At 71.6% G+C, this 16,535-nt stretch carries 9 protein-coding genes; 6 read left to right on the top strand and 3 right to left on the bottom strand.

What is annotated here, in order from left to right; all coding sequences use genetic code 11:
- Positions 1–15: 15 nt before the first annotated feature.
- From test1122_RS25595 to test1122_RS25580, 4 genes are read left to right on the top strand one after another with little or no spacing between them, the layout of a single operon-like run.
- Entirely contained in the window at positions 16–1,101 is a 1,086-nt protein-coding gene (locus test1122_RS25595) for an S-(hydroxymethyl)mycothiol dehydrogenase (RefSeq protein ID WP_232271534.1), read from the top strand.
- Positions 1,098–3,533 carry a GcvT family protein gene (locus test1122_RS25590; protein WP_232271533.1) on the top strand — a complete coding sequence of 812 codons (2,436 nt, stop codon included), beginning with the start codon at positions 1,098–1,100 and terminating at the stop codon, positions 3,531–3,533. The genes test1122_RS25595 and test1122_RS25590 overlap by 4 nt, the downstream gene beginning before the upstream one ends.
- A 34-nt stretch (positions 3,534–3,567) precedes the next feature.
- Positions 3,568–4,731 (top strand): N-methyl-L-tryptophan oxidase, encoded by a 1,164-nt coding sequence (gene solA / locus test1122_RS25585; protein WP_232271532.1) that lies wholly within the window; start codon positions 3,568–3,570, stop codon positions 4,729–4,731.
- Positions 4,732–4,742: 11 nt separating this feature from the next.
- Positions 4,743–5,873, top strand: a complete 1,131-nt coding sequence (locus tag test1122_RS25580) for an aromatic ring-hydroxylating oxygenase subunit alpha (protein WP_232271531.1) — start codon at positions 4,743–4,745, stop codon at positions 5,871–5,873.
- 336 nt (positions 5,874–6,209) lie between these two features.
- On the opposite strand, the gene test1122_RS25575 is transcribed toward test1122_RS25580, so the two are convergent.
- The 3 genes from test1122_RS25575 to test1122_RS25565 form a co-directional block, all read right to left on the bottom strand.
- Entirely contained in the window at positions 6,210–10,790 is a 4,581-nt protein-coding gene (locus tag test1122_RS25575) for a coiled-coil domain-containing protein (RefSeq protein WP_232271530.1), read from the bottom strand.
- Between the two features lie 78 nt (positions 10,791–10,868).
- The gene (locus test1122_RS25570) at positions 10,869–11,795 is read right to left on the bottom strand and encodes a hypothetical protein (protein ID WP_232271529.1); all 927 of its coding nucleotides are present in this window, start codon (positions 11,793–11,795) and stop codon (positions 10,869–10,871) included.
- On the bottom strand, positions 11,792–13,318 hold the full coding sequence (locus test1122_RS25565) for a hypothetical protein (protein WP_232272073.1): 1,527 nt from the start codon (positions 13,316–13,318) through the stop codon (positions 11,792–11,794). The genes test1122_RS25570 and test1122_RS25565 overlap by 4 nt, the downstream gene beginning before the upstream one ends.
- 116 nt (positions 13,319–13,434) lie before the next feature.
- On the opposite strand from test1122_RS25565, the gene test1122_RS25560 reads away from it, so the two are divergent.
- Entirely contained in the window at positions 13,435–15,012 is a 1,578-nt protein-coding gene (locus test1122_RS25560) for a hypothetical protein (protein ID WP_232271528.1), read from the top strand.
- A gap of 137 nt (positions 15,013–15,149) precedes the next feature.
- Positions 15,150–16,535, top strand: a complete 1,386-nt coding sequence (locus test1122_RS25555) for a hypothetical protein (protein WP_232271527.1) — start codon at positions 15,150–15,152, stop codon at positions 16,533–16,535.

Raw genomic sequence — 16,535 nt, 5'->3', positions numbered from 1 at the left:
GCTGAGGAGTGAGACATGCCGCAAGAATCCCGCGCCGTTGTCGCCGTCAAGAAGGGCGCACCCGTCGAGGTGCTGCCCGTCCTTGTCCCCGACCCAGGCCCCGGTGAAGTTCTGATCGACGTTCAGGCCTGTGGGGTGTGCCATACGGACCTGCACTACCGGGAGGGCGCCGTCCATGACGGCTTTCCTTTCCTCCTCGGCCATGAGGCGGCGGGCGTGGTCACGGCCGTGGGCCCCGAGGTCACCGAGCCACTGCCGGGCGACTTTGTGGTCCTGGCCTGGCGGGCGCCCTGCGGTACCTGCCGCTCCTGCCGCCGGGGCCGCCCCTGGTACTGCTTCAACAGCCGTAATGCCGCCCAGCCGATAACGCTGCTGGACGGCACCCCGCTCAGCGCGGCCCTGGGCATCGGCGCCTTCGCCGAACGGACCCTGGTCGCCGCAGGCCAGGCCATCAAGGTCGACCCGTCGGCCCGCCCGGAGGCGGCCAGCCTGATCGGCTGCGGAGTGATGGCCGGTTACGGCGCCGCCGTGCACACCGGCGGCGTCGGCAACGGTGACACCGTGGCCGTCATCGGCTGCGGTGGCGTGGGCAACGCGGCGATCGCCGGGGCCTCGCTGGCCGGTGCCCGCCGGGTCATCGCGATCGACATCGATGACGCCAAGCTGGATGCCGCCATCCGCTTCGGCGCCACGGACACCGTTCACTCCCTGGGTACGGACCCCATCGAGGCGGTCCGTGGCCTCACCGGCGGCTACGGCGCCGATGTGGTCATCGACGCTGTCGGCCGCCCCGAGACCTACCGGCAGGCCTTCTATATGCGTGATCACGCCGGGGTGCTGGTGCAGGTCGGGGTGCCCGAACCGGATATGCGTATCGACCTGCCCCTGATCGATCTGTTCTCCCGCGGCGGGTCCCTCAAGTCCTCCTGGTACGGGGACTGTCTGCCCAGCCGTGACTTCCCGGTCCTCATCGACCTCCATCTCCGGCGCAAGCTCGATCTGGACGCCTTCGTCAGCGAGACCCTCTCGCTGGATGAGGTGGAGGCCGCGTTCACCAAGATGCAGCGGGGTGACGTGCTGCGTTCGGTGGTGATCCTGTGAATCCACGGGTGGTCATCATCGGGGCCGGAGTCGTCGGCTGCTCGCTGGCCGATGAGCTCACCGCGCGTGGCTGGACGCGGGTGACGGTGCTGGAGCAGGGGCCCCTGAAGTCGCCGGGGGGCTCGACCTCACACGCCCCGGGTCTGGTCTTCCAGACCAACCCCTGCAAGACACTGACCGAGTTCGCCGCGTACACCGTACGGAAGTTCACCGCCCTGCTGGAGGACGGCGAGCCCTGCTTCCAGCCGGTCGGCGGCCTGGAGATCGCCACCAGCGAGGAGCGCTGGGCCGAACTGCACCGTAAGGCGGGGCTGGCCGCCTCCTGGGGCGTACGAGGAGAACTGCTCACCCCGCAGCGGTGCGCCGAGCTGTGGCCGATGCTGGACGCGGGCCGGATACTCGGCGGGTTCCACACCCCCGGTGACGGGCTGGCCCGTGCGCTGCCCGCCTGCCGTGCCCAGGCCCGGCGGGCGACGGCACGCGGTGCGCGGTTCCTGGAGCGGCACACCGTCACCGCCATTGAGCGGGACGGCGGGCGGGTCACGGGCGTCGTCACCGACCGGGGCACCTTCGGCGCCGACATCGTCGTCTGCGCGGCCGGTTTCTGGGGCCCGGTGATCGGCGCGATGGCCGGGGTGACGGTGCCGCTGCTGCCGGTAGCGCATCAGTACGCCAGGACGGCACCGCTGACCGTGCCGACGGGGAGCGTGGCGGGCCGCCCGATTCTGCGCTTTCAGGACCGGGATCTGTACTTCCGCGAGCACAGCGAGGCGGGAAACATCCGTATCGGCATGGGCTCCTATGCCCATCGGCCCATGCCTGTCGATCCGTTCACCGTGTCCGCCTACGACGACGCCCCCGTGATGCCGTCCGCGCTGCCCTTCACCCCGGAGGATTTCGCCCCCAGCTGGCAGGACGCGGTCGGCCTGCTGCCTGCCCTGGCGCAGGGCCGCATCGAGGAGGGCTTCAACGGCGTCTTCTCCTTTACGCCCGACGGTATGCCGGTGCTCGGCGAATCCCGTGAGCTGCGCGGCTTCTGGCTCGCGGAGGCGGTGTGGGTCACCCACTCCGCCGGGGTGGGCAAGGCGGTGGCCGAGTGGCTGACCACGGGGGAGCCCGCCGCCGATATCCACGCGTGCGATGTACGACGCTTCGAGGAGGCACAGCGTTCTCCTTCCTATATCGCCGAGCGTGGCGCACAGAACTTTGTCGAGGTCTATGACGTCATCCATCCCCTGCAGCCGATGGAGCAGCCGCGACCACTGCGGGTGAGCCCCTTCTTCAGCCGCCAGCGGGAGCTGGGCGCGTACTTCCTGGAGGGGGCGGGCTGGGAGCGACCGCACTGGTACGAGTCCAACGCCCCGCTCGCCGCCGGGCTGGAGCTGCCGGAGCGCGACAGCTGGTCGGCCCGCTACTGGTCGCCCATCGCCGCCGCCGAGGCCAGGGCCACCCGGGAGCGGGTCGCCCTGTACGACATGACCCCGCTCAAGCGGCTGTCGGTGACGGGGCCGGGCGCACTGGACTTCCTGCAGCGCATGACCACCAACCAGCTGGCGAAGAGGCCTGGTTCGGTCACCTACACCCTGCTTCTGAACCCCTCCGGCGGGGTGCGCAGCGATCTGACGGTCGCACGGCTGGCACCGGACGCCTTCCAGGTGGGGTGCAACAGCGAGCTCGATCTGGACTGGCTGCTGCGGCACGCACCCGACGATGTACGCGTAACTGACATCACGCCGGGCACCTGCTGCGTAGGGGTATGGGGGCCGCTCGCCCGCGCTCTCGTCCAGCCGCTGACCCGCGAGGACTTCTCCCACCGGGGCCTGGGCTACTTCAAGGCAAGGCGGGCGTTCATCGGCTGTGTGCCGGTGACCGCGATGCGGCTGTCCTACGTGGGCGAGCTGGGCTGGGAGCTGTACACCAGTGCCGATCTGGGCCTGCGGCTGTGGGACACCCTGTGGGAGGCCGGTCAGCCGTACGGGGTGGTCGCGGGCGGGCGCTCCGCCTTCAACAGCCTGCGGCTGGAGAAGGGGTACCGCGCGTGGGGCGCCGATATGACCACCGAGCACAACCCGTACGAGGCCGGACTTGGTTTCGCCGTCCGTATGGACAAGGGCGACTTCATGGGGCGCGCGGCCCTTGAGGGGCTGGGCGAGAAGACGGCGGCGCGCAGGCTGGCCTGCCTCACCCTGGACGACCCGGCCGCCATGGTCATGGGCAAGGAGCCGGTGTACGTGGACGGCGTACCCAAGGGCTATGTCACCAGCGCCGCTTACGGCTACACGGTCGGCCGCGCCATCGCCTACGCCTGGCTGCCCGCGAGGGCCGCCGTGCCCGGTACCGCGGTGCATATCGAGTACTTCGGCGAGAAGGTCCCCGCGACCGTCGCCACCGAACCCCTCTTCGACCCCCGGATGGAGCACATCCTCACGTAAGCGCTGTCGGTGCTGAGCTCCTTGGAGGACCCCTATGGCCCCCGTTACCCATGACGTGATCGTGCTCGGGCTCGGCGGCATGGGAAGCGCCGCCGCCCACCAGCTCGCCGCCCGGGGCGCCCGGGTGCTGGGACTGGAGAAGTTCGGCCCGGTACACCACCGCGGCTCCAGCCACGGCGGCTCCCGCATCACCCGCCAGTCGTACTTCGAGGGACCGGACTATGTGCCGTTGCTGCTGCGGTCGTACGAGCTGTACGAGCGGCTGGAGCGGGACAGCGGCCGCAGGATCGCCACACTGTGCGGTGGTGTGATGATCGGCCGGCCCGGCAGCGTCGCTGTCTCCGGGAGTCTGCGTACGGCCCGGCAGTGGGATCTGCCGCACGAGTTGCTGGACGCCAAGGAGATCCGCAAGCGCTTTCCGACCCTGACACCGGCCGAGGACGAGGTGGCGCTCTACGAGGCACGGGCCGGTCTGCTCCGCCCCGAGTTCACCGTCGCCGCACAGCTCCAGCTCGCCACGCGGGGCGGCGCCGAGCTGCACTACGAGGAGCCCGTGACCCGCTGGGAAGCGCTTGCGGGCGGCCGGGGTGTACGCGTCCACACCACTGAGAACGTGTACACCGCCGGGCAGTTGGTGATCTGCCCCGGGGCCTGGGCTCCCCGGCTGCTCGCCGGTCTCGGAGTGACGGTCACCATCGAGCGGCAGATCATGTACTGGTTCGAGCCCGATGGCGGCACCCGGCCGTACGAACCCGGTCAGCACCCCATCTACGTATGGGAGGACGAGCAGGGAGTGCAGATCTACGGCTTCCCGGCGATCGACGGTCCGGGCGGCGGAGCGAAGGTCGCGTTCTTCCGGAAGGGCACCGTGTGCACCCCGGAGACCATCGACCGCACCGTGTACCCCGAGGAGATCGCCGCGATGGCCGGGCAGCTGGCCGGCCGGCTGCCCACCCTGCCCGGCACCTTTCTGCGGGCAGCCACCTGTATGTACAGCACCACGCCGGATCAGCACTTTGTGATCGCTCGGCATCCGGCGTACTCAGACGCCGTCACCGTCGCCTGCGGCTTCTCCGGGCACGGCTTCAAGTTTGTGCCCGTCGTCGGGGAGATCCTTGCCGATCTCGCGCTGACCGGCCGCACCGATCACCCCATTGCGCTGTTCGATCCACGCCGTCCGATGCCCGCACCCGTCTGAGGAGACCGCTGATGTCCACGGCCGCTGAGTCCTCACCTTCCACCAGCCTTATCGCCACGCTCCCCGGCCACTGGTACACCGATCCGGAGGTCTTCCGTCAAGAGCAGGAACATATCTTCGAGTCGATGTGGTGCGGTGCGGTGCGCAGCGCCGATCTGACCGGGCCCGGCGCGTTTCGCACCGTGCGGATCGGCCGGGAGAGCGTGCTGGTCACCCGTAACCGTTGTGGCGAGCTCCGTGCCTTCCTCAATGTCTGCCGCCACCGCGGGGCGCAGCTGTGCACCGAGGAGTCCGGCGAGGTGCGGCGGGGGCTGCGGTGTCCGTACCATGCCTGGACCTATGACCTGGACGGCCGTCTGGTGGCCGCGCCCAATCTGCGGCGGATGCCCGATGTGGACCGGGCTGAGCGCGGGCTGGTGCCGGTGTCGCTGCGGGAATGGCTGGGGTACGTCTGGGTGTGCCTGGCCGAGGACCCGCCTTCCTTCGAGAAGACGGTCGTCGCCGCGGTCGCCGAGCGACTCGGTGACACGGCGGCGGTGGAGCGCTATGGGGCCGAGGGTCTCGCCCTGGGCAGGCGGATCAGCTACGACGTCCGGGCCAACTGGAAGCTGGTCATTGAGAACTTCATGGAGTGCTACCACTGCGCGACCATCCATCCCGAACTGACCGAGGTGCTCCCGGAGTTCGCTGATGGCGTCGCCGCGCAGTACTACGTGGGCCATGGCGCGGCGTTCGCCGAGCAGGCCGAGGGGTTCACGGTGGACGGCGGCGCGGGCTTCGGCCGTATCGAGGGGATCGCGGAGGAACAGGACCGGCGCTATTACGCGATCACGGTCAGGCCGCAGGTCTTCCTCAATCTGGTGCCCGACCATGTCATTGTCCACCGGATGTTTCCGCTGGCCGTCGACCGTACGGTGGTGGAGTGCGACTGGCTGTACGCGCCTGAGGTGGTGGAGTCCGGGGTGGATCTGTCCAGGTCCGTGGAGCTGTTTCACCGGGTGAACGTGCAGGATTTCGCGGCGTGTGAGCGTACGCAGCCGGCTATGGGGTCGCGGGCGTATCGGTCCGGGGGTGTGCTGGTTCCCAGCGAGCACCATCTGGGTGACTTTCATCGGTGGGTGGCGGAGCATCTCGCGGTGTAGAGCGGTGGGTTTCCCCTGCGCCCTCCCCCAGCTACCGCTGGGAGGTGCCCCCACCTTCCCGGCTGTACCGATATGCGGCTCCGCCGCGTGGCGGGGCTCCGCCCGCTCCAGGGTGCCGTGGGTGGGTTTCCCCAATTCCCTCCCCTTACCGGAAACCGGGGCTCTGCCCCGGGGCCCCGGTTTCGCCGGTGCGGGAGGGTGGCCGGGTGTTGTGCCCACCAGGCGTCGCGAGCTCCGTGGCGGGGTGGGCCGGAGCGTCGTGGCTGGTGTGGGTGGGTGGTTGCGTAGCAGGGCGGGGCCCACGCCCCTCGCGGGGCTGGGGGTGGCCACAACTGGTTACTCGGGGCGGCGGTACAGGCGGGTGGTGGTGATTTCGCCGTGGATGGGGTCGGGGTCGGGGCGCTGCTGGGGGAGGCCGGGGCGTAGGTGCTCTTCCACGCTGATGTACTTCAGGCCGGCGCGCAGGTCGGCGTCGTTGCGCAGCCGGATGACGAGCGGGAACTCGGCGAGTGCCGTGGTGTCGAAGAGGCCGGTGGTGTAGAGAAGCTGTACGCCCAGGGCGTCGGCGACCGCTCGCTGGAGCTCCAGCAGATACGTGGCGTTGGCGCGGCCGATGGGGTTGTCCAGGAAGAGCGTGCCCGCGTGCCGGTGCTTGTCGCGGCCCCGGTCGTTGCTGCGCAGTGCCGCCATCGTGCAGTACAGGGCGATGGCGGCGGTGAGCAGCTGTCCGCCGGAGAAGACATCGCCCATCTGCCCGACCGGGACCCGCTCGGCCCGGAGCACCGCGTCGGGCTTGAGGATCTCGACGGCGACACCGCGCGGCTGGAGTGCGGCATGCACGCCGCGCAGCAGCAGGGTCATGCCGTCCCGGCGCAGGTCACTGTTTTTGCGGACGGCCGAGCGGGTGGCCTCGTCGATGACCTCACCCAGCCGTTCGCTGAGGGTGGCCTGGTCGGGGTCGTCGAAGCGGATCCGCAGGAACTCCTGCCCCGACCACTCCCCCAGGCCCTCGGGGAGCCGGGACAGCCGCTGGGCGGAGCGAAGGGTCGCCAGGGAGGACTCCACCAGGCCGCGGAGCCGGTCGACGATGCTGTCGCGGTTGCGCTCCAGCTGTGCCAGCTCATCGGTGAGCACACGCAACCGGGGCGCGAAGGCCTCGGCCCAGGCGGTGGCGTGCTCGGGCAGCGCGGCGGCGGGCAGCTCCCGGATTTGCTGCCGGGCGGGGGTGCGGACCTGCTCGTAGCGGGTGGAGTTGGCATGCCGTACGAGGACATCGCTTGCCTCCCGCACCGCGGTCTCGGCGGCCGAGAGGTCGGCCGCACACCCGCGCAGTGAGCGACGGGACTCCGCGGCTTCCTGCCGGGCCTCGGCGGGGCTGCCCGGGTAGGGCTCGGGCAGGGTGCCCGTCTCTTCTTCGGCATGCTGCGGGTCCCGCAGCAGATCGCGTAGGAGTGCCGCGGTCTCGTCGAAGGCCCCCGCTGCGTCCTCGGCGGCGCGGTGGGCACGCAGCAGCTCCTCATGGGCGGTACGGGCTGTTTCCAGGGCGTCGCCCTGTGCGGCGAGCTCGGCGGTGGCGTCCCGCAGAAGGGTCTGGGCCTGCTCGGCGTCGGCGGGCACCTGGCCCTCGGGGAGTTCGGTGTGCGCTTGGCCGTTCCCGGGGGCGAGGCGTTCAGCCTCGCCGCGCAGTCGGCCCAGTTGCTCACTGGCGGCCGAGGCACGGGACTCCAGCATCTGCACCAGGGCCTCGGCGCGCGCCGCCGCGCCCTGCCGGGAGGGGCCGTCGGCGCCGTCGGCGGTCTCCAGGAGCTGGGCGGCGCGGCTGCGGACCTTGTTGGTGAGCCGGTTCAGCTCGGCCAGCGCCGCGCTCTCGTCGCCTTCGGCGCGGGCCTGTTCGGCGCGCAGGTCGGCGCCGACGCCGACCTTCTCATAGAGCTGGGAGGCGGCGCGGTAGGCCTCACGGAGGGCGGGGAGCGAAGCGGTGGGCTTGTCGGGGCGTTCGGCTCCGGCATCGGGGATCTCGTCGGGGGCTCCGGCGATCTCGGCACGCTCGGCCCGTAGGGCGCGGGCGGTACGGCGGGCGTCGTCGGCGGCGCGCTGGGCGGCGCGCCGGTCCTCATCGGCGGCGCGGGCCTGTTCGAGGAACTCGGCCGCGCGGGCATCGGACTCGGCCGCCTCGGCGGCCAGCTCCCGCAGCCGGACCTGCCACGTGTTGCGTTCGCGGAGCCGGAAGGCGAGTCCGGCGAGGGCGTCGGCGCAGCGGCGGGCGCGCTGGGCGGCTTCCTGCCGCTCATCGCGGATTCGGGCCGCTTCGGCGGCGGCCGTCTGGGCTTCAGCGCGGGCGGCGGCCGCATCGGTGTGCTGGTCGACTGCGGTGTCGGCGGCGTCCCGGGCGGTCTCGGCGGCGGCCGCAAGCTCGGCCAGTCGGCCGGTGGGGCAGCCGCTGCGCCAGGAGGTGAGCCGGGCGGCGAGGGAGCGGTCGGCGGCGAGCCGGGCGGCCAGCGCGCGGATCTCCTCATCGCGGGCGGTGGCGCGCTCACGCAGCGCCTGCCGCTCACCGTCGGCGGCGCCCTCGTCATGCATGGCCGGGTTCGGCGGCACCAGGAACACAGCGGTGTCCTCCCCGGCGCCGGCGGGCGTGGGAGCGAGCAGTGCGGCGGCGGTGCCGACGGCGACGGCGGAGCGCGGGAGCAGGGCGGCGTTCGCCAGCACGTCGCGGGCGCGGGTGTGGCTGTCGGGGTCGGTGATGATCACGCCGTCGACGAGCTCCGGGCGGGCCGCGAGCACGGCGGCGTGGTCGGCGGGGTCGACGGCCTGGGCGAGATAGCGCCAGCCGGGCAGCGCGGGGATGCCGTGCTCACCCAGATACTCCACGGCGGTGAGCACATCGGGGCCCGGCGGCAGCAGTCCGCCGTCGCCGAGGGCCGCAAGGATGCGGGAGTCATCGGCGGCGGCCGTACGGAGCTCGAAGAGTTGCCGCTCGGCGGTGGCGACACGCTCATCGAGCAGGTCGCGCAGCGCGTCGGCGTTCCGGTCGAGCTCCTCGGCGCTCAGCGTGCCGGCTGCGGTGGCGGCTTCCGGCAGCCCCAGCAGTTCGGCCAGCCGGGGCTCCGCGCCCAGCGCCTCGGCGGTGTTCCGCTCGGCCTCGTACGCGGCTTCCGTGGCGCGCGCCGCGTCGGCCGCGCGTGCGGCGGCGAGTTCCGCGCGGGTCAGCTCGGCCGCCGTCTCCCGGTCGCGTTCGGCGGTGCGGCGGGCGGCTTCGCGGGCGGCGTCCCAGGCGGCGGTCGCTGCTTTCTCGGCGTCGCTGGCGGCGAGCGCGGCGCGGGCCGGGTCGGCGTCGGGTGCGGAGTCATCCAGCCAGCCGGCGCGTACGGCTTCGGCGGTCTCCTGCTCGACCTCGGCCAGACGCTGGCGCAGATGCCCGGCCTCGCTGCGGGCGCGCTGGGCCTCGGTGGCGGCGGTGGTGGCGTCGCGGTGTGCGGTCTCGGCGGCGTTCTGCAGTGCGCTGGAGCGTTCTTCCTCGGCCCCGGCGGCCCGTTCGCCGTCCTCGGCGGCTGCGTGCAGGGCGCGTACGAGTTCGGCGGCGGCCTTGGCGCGGGCGGCGAGCGCGGGGGCGGCGTCCCGCTCGGCCTCCCGGATGGCGGTGGCGACCCTGGCTGAGCGGTCGGCGGCGGCGCGGTGCCGCAGCACCGTTTCGGCGGCCTGCCATGCGGCGTGCAGGGTGCGGGCGTCGGAGAGCTCGCGGCGCTGTGCGGTGGCGGCCTTCTCCGCGGCGGTGAGCGCCAGGCAGGCGTGCCGGTAGGCGAGTTCGGCAGCGATCAGGTCGGCCCGGCCCCGGGTGCGGTCGGCCTCGGTGACGGTGTGGGCGGCCTCGGCCACCCGCTGGGCCAGTTCGGCGGCGCGGCCCCGCTCCTGGCCGCCTCGGGCGGCGAGCCGGTGGGCGAGGGTGCGGGTGCGCTGCTCGGCTGCGGTGTGCACGGTGCGGGCCCGGTCACGGTGCCCCGCCGCTTCGGCGATCCGGGTGAGCAGATCGAGGGAGCCCGCGGTGAAGTCGCGTTCGGCGGTGAGTTCGGCGCGGCGGCCGAGTTTATGGGCGAAGCCATGCACCAGGTCGGCGAGGCCGTCGGTGTCGCGGGTGTCGGTAACGGCGCGCAGGAGCAGATCGGTGAAGTCGGCGTCGTTCTTGACGGCGAACAGGCCCGCGGCCTCGCCCTCGTCGGCGTTCATCTCGCGCTGGTAGCGGAAGAGTTCGGGGTCGAGGCCGAGCTCGCCGAGGTGCTCCTTCCAGCGGTCGTGGATCTCTTCCCAGACGACATCGAGGTTGGGATAGGCCTTGCCGGTCTCGGTGAGGACGTCGCGGAAGCCCTTCATGGTGCGGCGGCGGCCGCGCGCGGCGGAGGCGCCCTCGGCGGCGGGGCGCATCGCGGTGGACTCAGCCACCGGAAGGGAGTCCAGGCTCATACCGGGGCCGGGCCGGAAGGAGTACCAGGCCTCGGCGAACTTCCGTGGGTCGCTGGAGACTTGCCGTCCGCGCCATTCGCTGACCTTGCCGACGACGACGGTCTCGCCGGTGAGGGTGTGCTGCCATTCCAGGGCGACATGGCCGCAGTCATCAGCGAGCAGGAACTTTCGCAGTACTCCGGAGCTGGCTCCGCCCAGGGTGTTGCGGTGTCCGGGCAGCATCACCGAGAAGATCAGCTTGAGCAGGACGGACTTGCCGCCGCCGTTCTCCAGGAACAGCACCCCGGCCGGGGCGGGACGGCGCGGTGGGCCGACCGGCTCGTCCTCGAAGAAGTCCGCCTGGGCGGGGGCGGGGCTGGGCACCGGGTCGCCGACTCCGCGCAGGTCCAGCACGGTGTCGGCGTAGCGCGCACCGGCGGGCCCGATGGAGTAGAGACGGATCCGGGACAGCTCGTACATGGAGGCGGACTCTCGTTGGGTGCGGACTGGTTGCGCGGGACGTAAGGACAGGAAGGACAGGGAGGCCAGAGGGACGGGTCAGGAGTGGCTGTGCTGGGTTTCGAAGAAGGGCAGCCCTGCGCCGTCGGCCAGGTCGAGGTCATCGGCTCCGGCGGGTGGCAGCAGGGTGCCGCTTCCGTCGTTGACAGGGACGATGCCCAGCTCCAGCAGCTCGGCCATGGCGGCGCTGCCCGCCATATCGCGGACCTGCAACTGGTAGCGGGCGGTGGTGCGGTACGTGCCTCCGGCGTCATCGCCGGTGCGCTGCAGAAAACCGGAGTCGACCAGGAAGGCGACCGCCTTGCCCACGATGCCGGTGGTGGATCCGGCCAGCCGCCGGGCGTCCTTGGTGGCGCCGGTGGCACTGCGCCGGGAGTACACCCGCCAGGCGGCCTCAAGCCCTGGTGCGCTGGTGGCCGGGTCCGTGTTCTCGCCCTGCTCCTCGGCGCGTTCGGCCAGCCGCCGGCAGGCCTGCCGGACGAAGGTGTCCACGCCGTTGACGGTGATGCGGCCGATATAGCCGTCATCGGCAAGGTCTTCAGGACGGGGGAAGGCCATGGCGGCGACCGCGAGATGGGCGAGTCCGTGCAGAAACCGGTCGGCGGAGTCGGCGGTGGCACGGCGGGCGTAGTCGCCCATACGGACCGCGAAGACGGAGTCCTCGGCGGCGGCCAGTGCCATCCCGGCGCGGGTGGAGACCTCCAGCACGATCAGGCCGAGCCCGGTGGCGACGGCGTCGGCGAGCCGGGCGAAGGCGGGCTCCTCGCGGTACCGCCGCAGCAGCTCGGCGTATTCGGTGTCCCGGGCGGGCGAGAGCTTGGGCTGCAGGCCGAAGGAGACCAGTCGGGCGGCGTCGGCCGCGTCAGCGGGGGTGATGGCGGCGGGCCGCTCCTGGGTGCTGTCCGGTGCGGGCTCGGTGCCGTACTCGCTCACGGCGGGCGCTCCTCGGTGGTGCGAGATGGTCATGAGGCCACCTCGGATCGTTCGGCGGCCATTCCGGCCGCGTCGAGCATGGCGGTGCCGACGATGAGGTCGGCGCCGCCGAAGTCGGGGTCGTCCAGCTCGATGCCGTCGTCAACGGCGAACAGGAGCCGCTGTTCGCCTTGTCGGTAGGCGGTGCCGACCGGTGGACTGGCGGCGTGCACCGCCAGCAGGGCGACCAGATAGGGCAGTTCGGGATCGCGGCGGCGGGCCTCGGCGAGCAGGCCGGACAGTCTGCGCGGTGCGTCCGGGGGCAGTTCCAGCAGTTCCGTGGCGGCGGCCAGCTGTTCCTCGCTGAAGCGGCTGTCGTCGGGCGTGGCGACCAGATCGGGCTCGGGCATCTCGGCGCCCAGATGCTCGCGTGGTGCGGGCGGGGTGAGCAGCAGCTCGATGAGGTCACCCGCCCGTACGGCGCCGGGAGTGCGCAGTCCGGTACCCCGGGCGAAGAAGGCGTCGGTGACCCGGGTGGCCCGCTCAACGGGCTCCGGAAGCAGGGGGGCCAGGAGCTGGCCGTACAGATCGAGGCCGGCGCGGGCGGCGGGCGGGGCGAAGGCCTGCCGGTCCTGTTCGGCGCGGAAGAGCGGCCCGGCCTCGAGGAGGCGGGACTGGAGCTGGGTGTGGCGGCGGATGCAGTCCTTGACGATATCGACGAGTTCGGCGGCGCGCAGCTTGTGACCGGGGTGCTTGTCGTCGGCTGCCTCGTCGCGGGCGCGGCGGATATTGGTCAGGATGGCGTTCTCGTGCCGGTACCGGTCGGCGACATGGTCCAGGGCTTCAGCGATCATGTCCGGCGCGGTCTGGAGCCAGTCGACGGCGCGGACATTGCGCCGGGTGGCGTCGAGTGTCTTACGGAGCGTTTCGGCGTACTGCACGGTGCGGTAGCGGGCCTGCTCCGCGGCGAGCTGAGCGTCGGCCAGCCGTCCTCGGCTGACCAGCACCTCAAGCTTCACCTCGGCGGCGATCTGTGCGCTGGTGACATCCGTATCGAGGGCGCCGACCAGGACATTGACCGCTTCATCGGTGGTCCGCAGATAGACGCCGCCACCGGGCCCGGGCACCTCCTCGATCAGCTTGAAGTCATAGTCACGCCGGATGTACTCGCCGTCCGGCCCGAAGGTGCCGTAGACGGCGCGGAAGCCCCGGTCGACGCTGCCGACATTGATCAGGCTCTCCAGGACCCAGCGGGCGACCCGCTCATGCTCGGCGGCGGGGCGCCGGGGGGCCTGGGCGGCGACCCGGGGCAGCAGCCGGGTGACGATCTCCTCGTGGTCGGCGCCGGTGTCGAAGTCCATCTGCAGCGTGACCAGATCGATCGCGGCGAGCGCCACCTCCGCCATCGCGTACCCGCTGTACTCTCCCGCCAGATTCGCCTTACGGGCATCCAGGTCGTGCAGCGGTGCGGTGCAGGCCAGCGCACGAAGGCGCCGGGCCAGGCCCTCGTCGGCGGCCGGGCCCGGCGCGGGCCGGGCGGAGCCGGAGAGCTGGTCAGCGGCGGTGGGCGAACTCATCGCCGGGGCTTGCGCAGTCACGACGCACACATTAAATGCTGGGGCTGACATCGGCCGAAACGGCACGGAGTACGCCATGCTGGTTCGCGGTGCCCTAAAGCTGGTACATCCATCCAATGGGCTTCCCGACCCTGTCGCGCCGACGGCTGAGCAAGGCGTTCGGCGAGCGGAACGGGTCGCGGCTGTGGCCGCTAGCCGTCCTTGCTGTCGCCGTACCCGCTCTCGCGCTGACCGGGGTGCTGCCACGCTGGCCTGGTCTGGTGCACTTCGTGGCGCTGCCGCCCGCGGATCTGTTCACCGATCTGCGGGTGCTGCTGGCGCGTGCGCGGTCGGTCCCGGAGTTCACCGCCGTACTGGCCCTCGTCCTCACCGTCCGGGTGGCTGTGCTGGGCGTGCTGCTCGGTGGGCTGACATGGCGCCGGGTCCGGTTTGCGGCGCTCTTCTACGGGATCACGGGGTTGCCGCTGCTGCTGGCGGCTCAGATGGGCTTTATGTCCCAGACGCTGCTGTACTCACGGCTGTTCTGGGCGGCGGCTGGACTCTTGGCGCTGGTCTGGTTCATCAGCGCCCCCGTGCCCTGGCAGGGCTCGGCGCGGCTGCGGACATCGGCCGGGCGGGCATGGCGGCGGGGGCTGCGAGTGGAGGTGGTCGTGCCCTACGCGATCGTGCTGATCCTGCTCAGCGCGCTCGCGGATCTCCGCCCGGGGCTGACGCTGTTCCTGGTGCCCGTTTCCGCGCTGGCCACCGGCATCACGATCCTCCTGCTGGCCCGGCCACCGAGTGGGCGGCCGTTGCTGCGGCTGTCGGCCGCGGCGGTGGCGTTCGTGGTCATCGCCACGGTGTTCACCGCGACCCGTGGCGGGGCGGGCAAAGGACCGGACGCGGCGGGACGGTCCGGGTCGATTCTGCTGATGTCCGGTATCAACTCCGCGTCCGGGCGAGGTGCGATCTTCGAGACGGAGACCGGCAGACTGGGGTACAGCTGCGAACGGACGTTCTACTTCTCCTATGCGGGAGTCGGCGACGGGCAGCCGTGCGGCGTGGCGGCCTGCCCGATCAGGACGGGAGCCCCCTATGTGCCCCGGGACACCCAGCGCCCCATGGCCGAGCAGGTGGAGATCTTCTCCGAGCAGGTGCGCGAGCTGCCGCGCCCGCTGGTGGTGGCGGGCCATTCCCACGCCGTGTGGGTGGCCTGGCAGGCCGTGGCACAGGGCAGGGCGCCCGAGGTGGATGTCCTGCTGCTCGTCGGCCCGTTCCCGGAGAGTCCGGTGGGCTACCAGCCCGCCGACCGGGACGGGCAGGGCAAGGTCGGCAGCGACCTGCTGCGGCTGCTCGCTCCGCTGGCCGACCTGGTCGACTTCCACTTCGATCCCGACGCGCCCGCGGCACTGGAACTTCTCGGCACCCCTGGCACAGCGTCGTCGATCCTCGCCGAGCCGCTGCCGGAACGGGTGCGGTCGTTCAGCGCCACATCGGCCACCGATCTGCCGCTCATGCCGGGCGGCTGGCGGCTCCCGGTCGAGCGCAACGCCTGCCCGCTGCGGGTGCCGCATCCCTATCTGCCCATCCGGCCGGGCTTCTACAACGAGGTCAACCGCTTCCTGGACGGGCGCCCCGGCCTGCCCTGTCCGGCGTGGCGGGACTGGGGCGCGCCCCTGGCCCGTCCGTTTGGCATTCCCTCACACGACGACTGATCAACCTGACCAGGCTGAACAGGCTGAACAGGCTGACCGGACACTCCCGAAGTGAGCAGGTTTGTCCCAGCCCACCGCAGGAGACCTGCAAGATACACAACCTGTAGCCGTGAGTCGGCAGCGCTGGGAGGCCCGGCATGACCATTCCGCGTTTCCTGGCAGGCTTCGACTCCGCCTCGGCCATGCTCCGGGCCAACGCCGCTTTTCTGCGCGGTGAGCCCTTCCCCGCCCTGGGCGAGTCGACGGCGCTCAAGCCGCTGGTCCGGGCCACCCGGATGCTTCCCGCCAGGCTGCGTGAGAAGGTCTTCATCGGCAGCGGCGCCCTGGAGACGGTCAGCCCGCGGCGGATGAGCCGTGTCGACACCGAGGACATCTCCCGGTGGATCTCCGAGGAGTACCCGCAGCGTCACTATCCGGCGGTGGCCATCGGGTCGGCCAGTGGGGCCCTCACCCATCTGTGGACCGCGCTCGGCATTCCCTGGCTGCCGCAGACCTTCTTGATCCCGGTACGGCAGCGGGTCCACCCGGACGATCCCGCGGGCGCGATGATCAAGGCCATCGAGCCGGGCCGCGCGCTGCTGCGTGGCAACCCGGATGTGCAGCTGCACCATATGCACGATGCCAACCAGGACCGGCTGATGGTCCGGGCGCTGACCTACTTCCGCATCAAGCGGCGGACGCTGGGCGCGGGGTACGAGCGCTTCCTCACCGAACGCCTCGCGCCCGGCGGCACGATCGTGATCGCCGAATGCACCAGCACCTGGGGCACCACGGCTCTCGGCTCCCGTTATGTCTTCCAGCACGGCGCGATCGGCGGCGCCACCGAGGAGGAGTTCCACCACGGCAGCGAGCGCGTGGCGGAGTATCTGGAGCGCTACGGCTCGCCGGTGCGCCGCTGGTACGGCCCAGAACCGGACCGTACCGCCCCGGAGGCCGAGTGGGGCTTTGAGCCAGCTCTGCGCGCCGATATCGAGCGCTTCGCCAGGGAACACGGCTACCGGGTCCGGCGGTTGGTGTTCGAGCAGCCGGAGTCGCCGAGTCCGCTCGTCGCCGACCTGTACCGCTGGTGGTACTCCCAGCGCGGGTTCCCGGCCAGCCGGCTCTATGTGGAGTCCTTCATCGTGATGGAGCCCTGGTGGGTGCTGCGCACCGGCTCGGTGCCCTTCTGGATGACCTTCAATACGGAGGGGTCGTACCGGGGCCTGGAGAGCTACCTGGAAGGGCACGAGCCCTTTGACGAGATTCTGCTGACGCTGTTCCAGAACGGCGTGGAGGCTGTGGGGCTGCCCACCGTCGGTGAGTGGCGACGGCTGCTGGCGAAGGCGCGGCGCAGTGGCCGGTTCGCCGGGCTGCGCGCCGAGGACCACCCGCGTGACCTCGCCCAGTACACGCTGTACGACAAAGCCCTGCGGAAGCTCCCGGAACGCAGGCCGATGCCGGAGCCGCTCACGCTGAAGAAGCTGGATGAGTTCCTGGCGGGGGCGGATGAGTATCCGGGTGTGCGCTGGGTGGATGGCCGCTGA

Source organism: Streptomyces gobiensis (assembly GCF_021216675.1).
Classification (GTDB): Bacteria; Actinomycetota; Actinomycetes; order Streptomycetales; family Streptomycetaceae; genus Streptomyces; species Streptomyces gobiensis.
This window is presented reverse-complemented; position numbering and strand designations above follow the sequence as displayed.

Bases quoted from the DNA above. Each gene is read 5' to 3' on its own strand.
- test1122_RS25560 (WP_232271528.1), top strand. From the start codon at position 13,435: ATGGGCTTCCCGACCCTGTCGCGCCGACGGCTGAGCAAGGCGTTCGGC.
- solA (WP_232271532.1), top strand. From the start codon at position 3,568: ATGGCCCCCGTTACCCATGACGTGATCGTGCTCGGGCTCGGCGGCATG.
- test1122_RS25555 (WP_232271527.1), top strand. From the start codon at position 15,150: ATGACCATTCCGCGTTTCCTGGCAGGCTTCGACTCCGCCTCGGCCATG.
- test1122_RS25565 (WP_232272073.1), bottom strand. From the start codon at position 13,318: ATGAGTTCGCCCACCGCCGCTGACCAGCTCTCCGGCTCCGCCCGGCCC.
- test1122_RS25570 (WP_232271529.1), bottom strand. From the start codon at position 11,795: ATGACCATCTCGCACCACCGAGGAGCGCCCGCCGTGAGCGAGTACGGC.
- test1122_RS25595 (WP_232271534.1), top strand. From the start codon at position 16: ATGCCGCAAGAATCCCGCGCCGTTGTCGCCGTCAAGAAGGGCGCACCC.
- test1122_RS25575 (WP_232271530.1), bottom strand. From the start codon at position 10,790: ATGTACGAGCTGTCCCGGATCCGTCTCTACTCCATCGGGCCCGCCGGT.
- test1122_RS25580 (WP_232271531.1), top strand. From the start codon at position 4,743: ATGTCCACGGCCGCTGAGTCCTCACCTTCCACCAGCCTTATCGCCACG.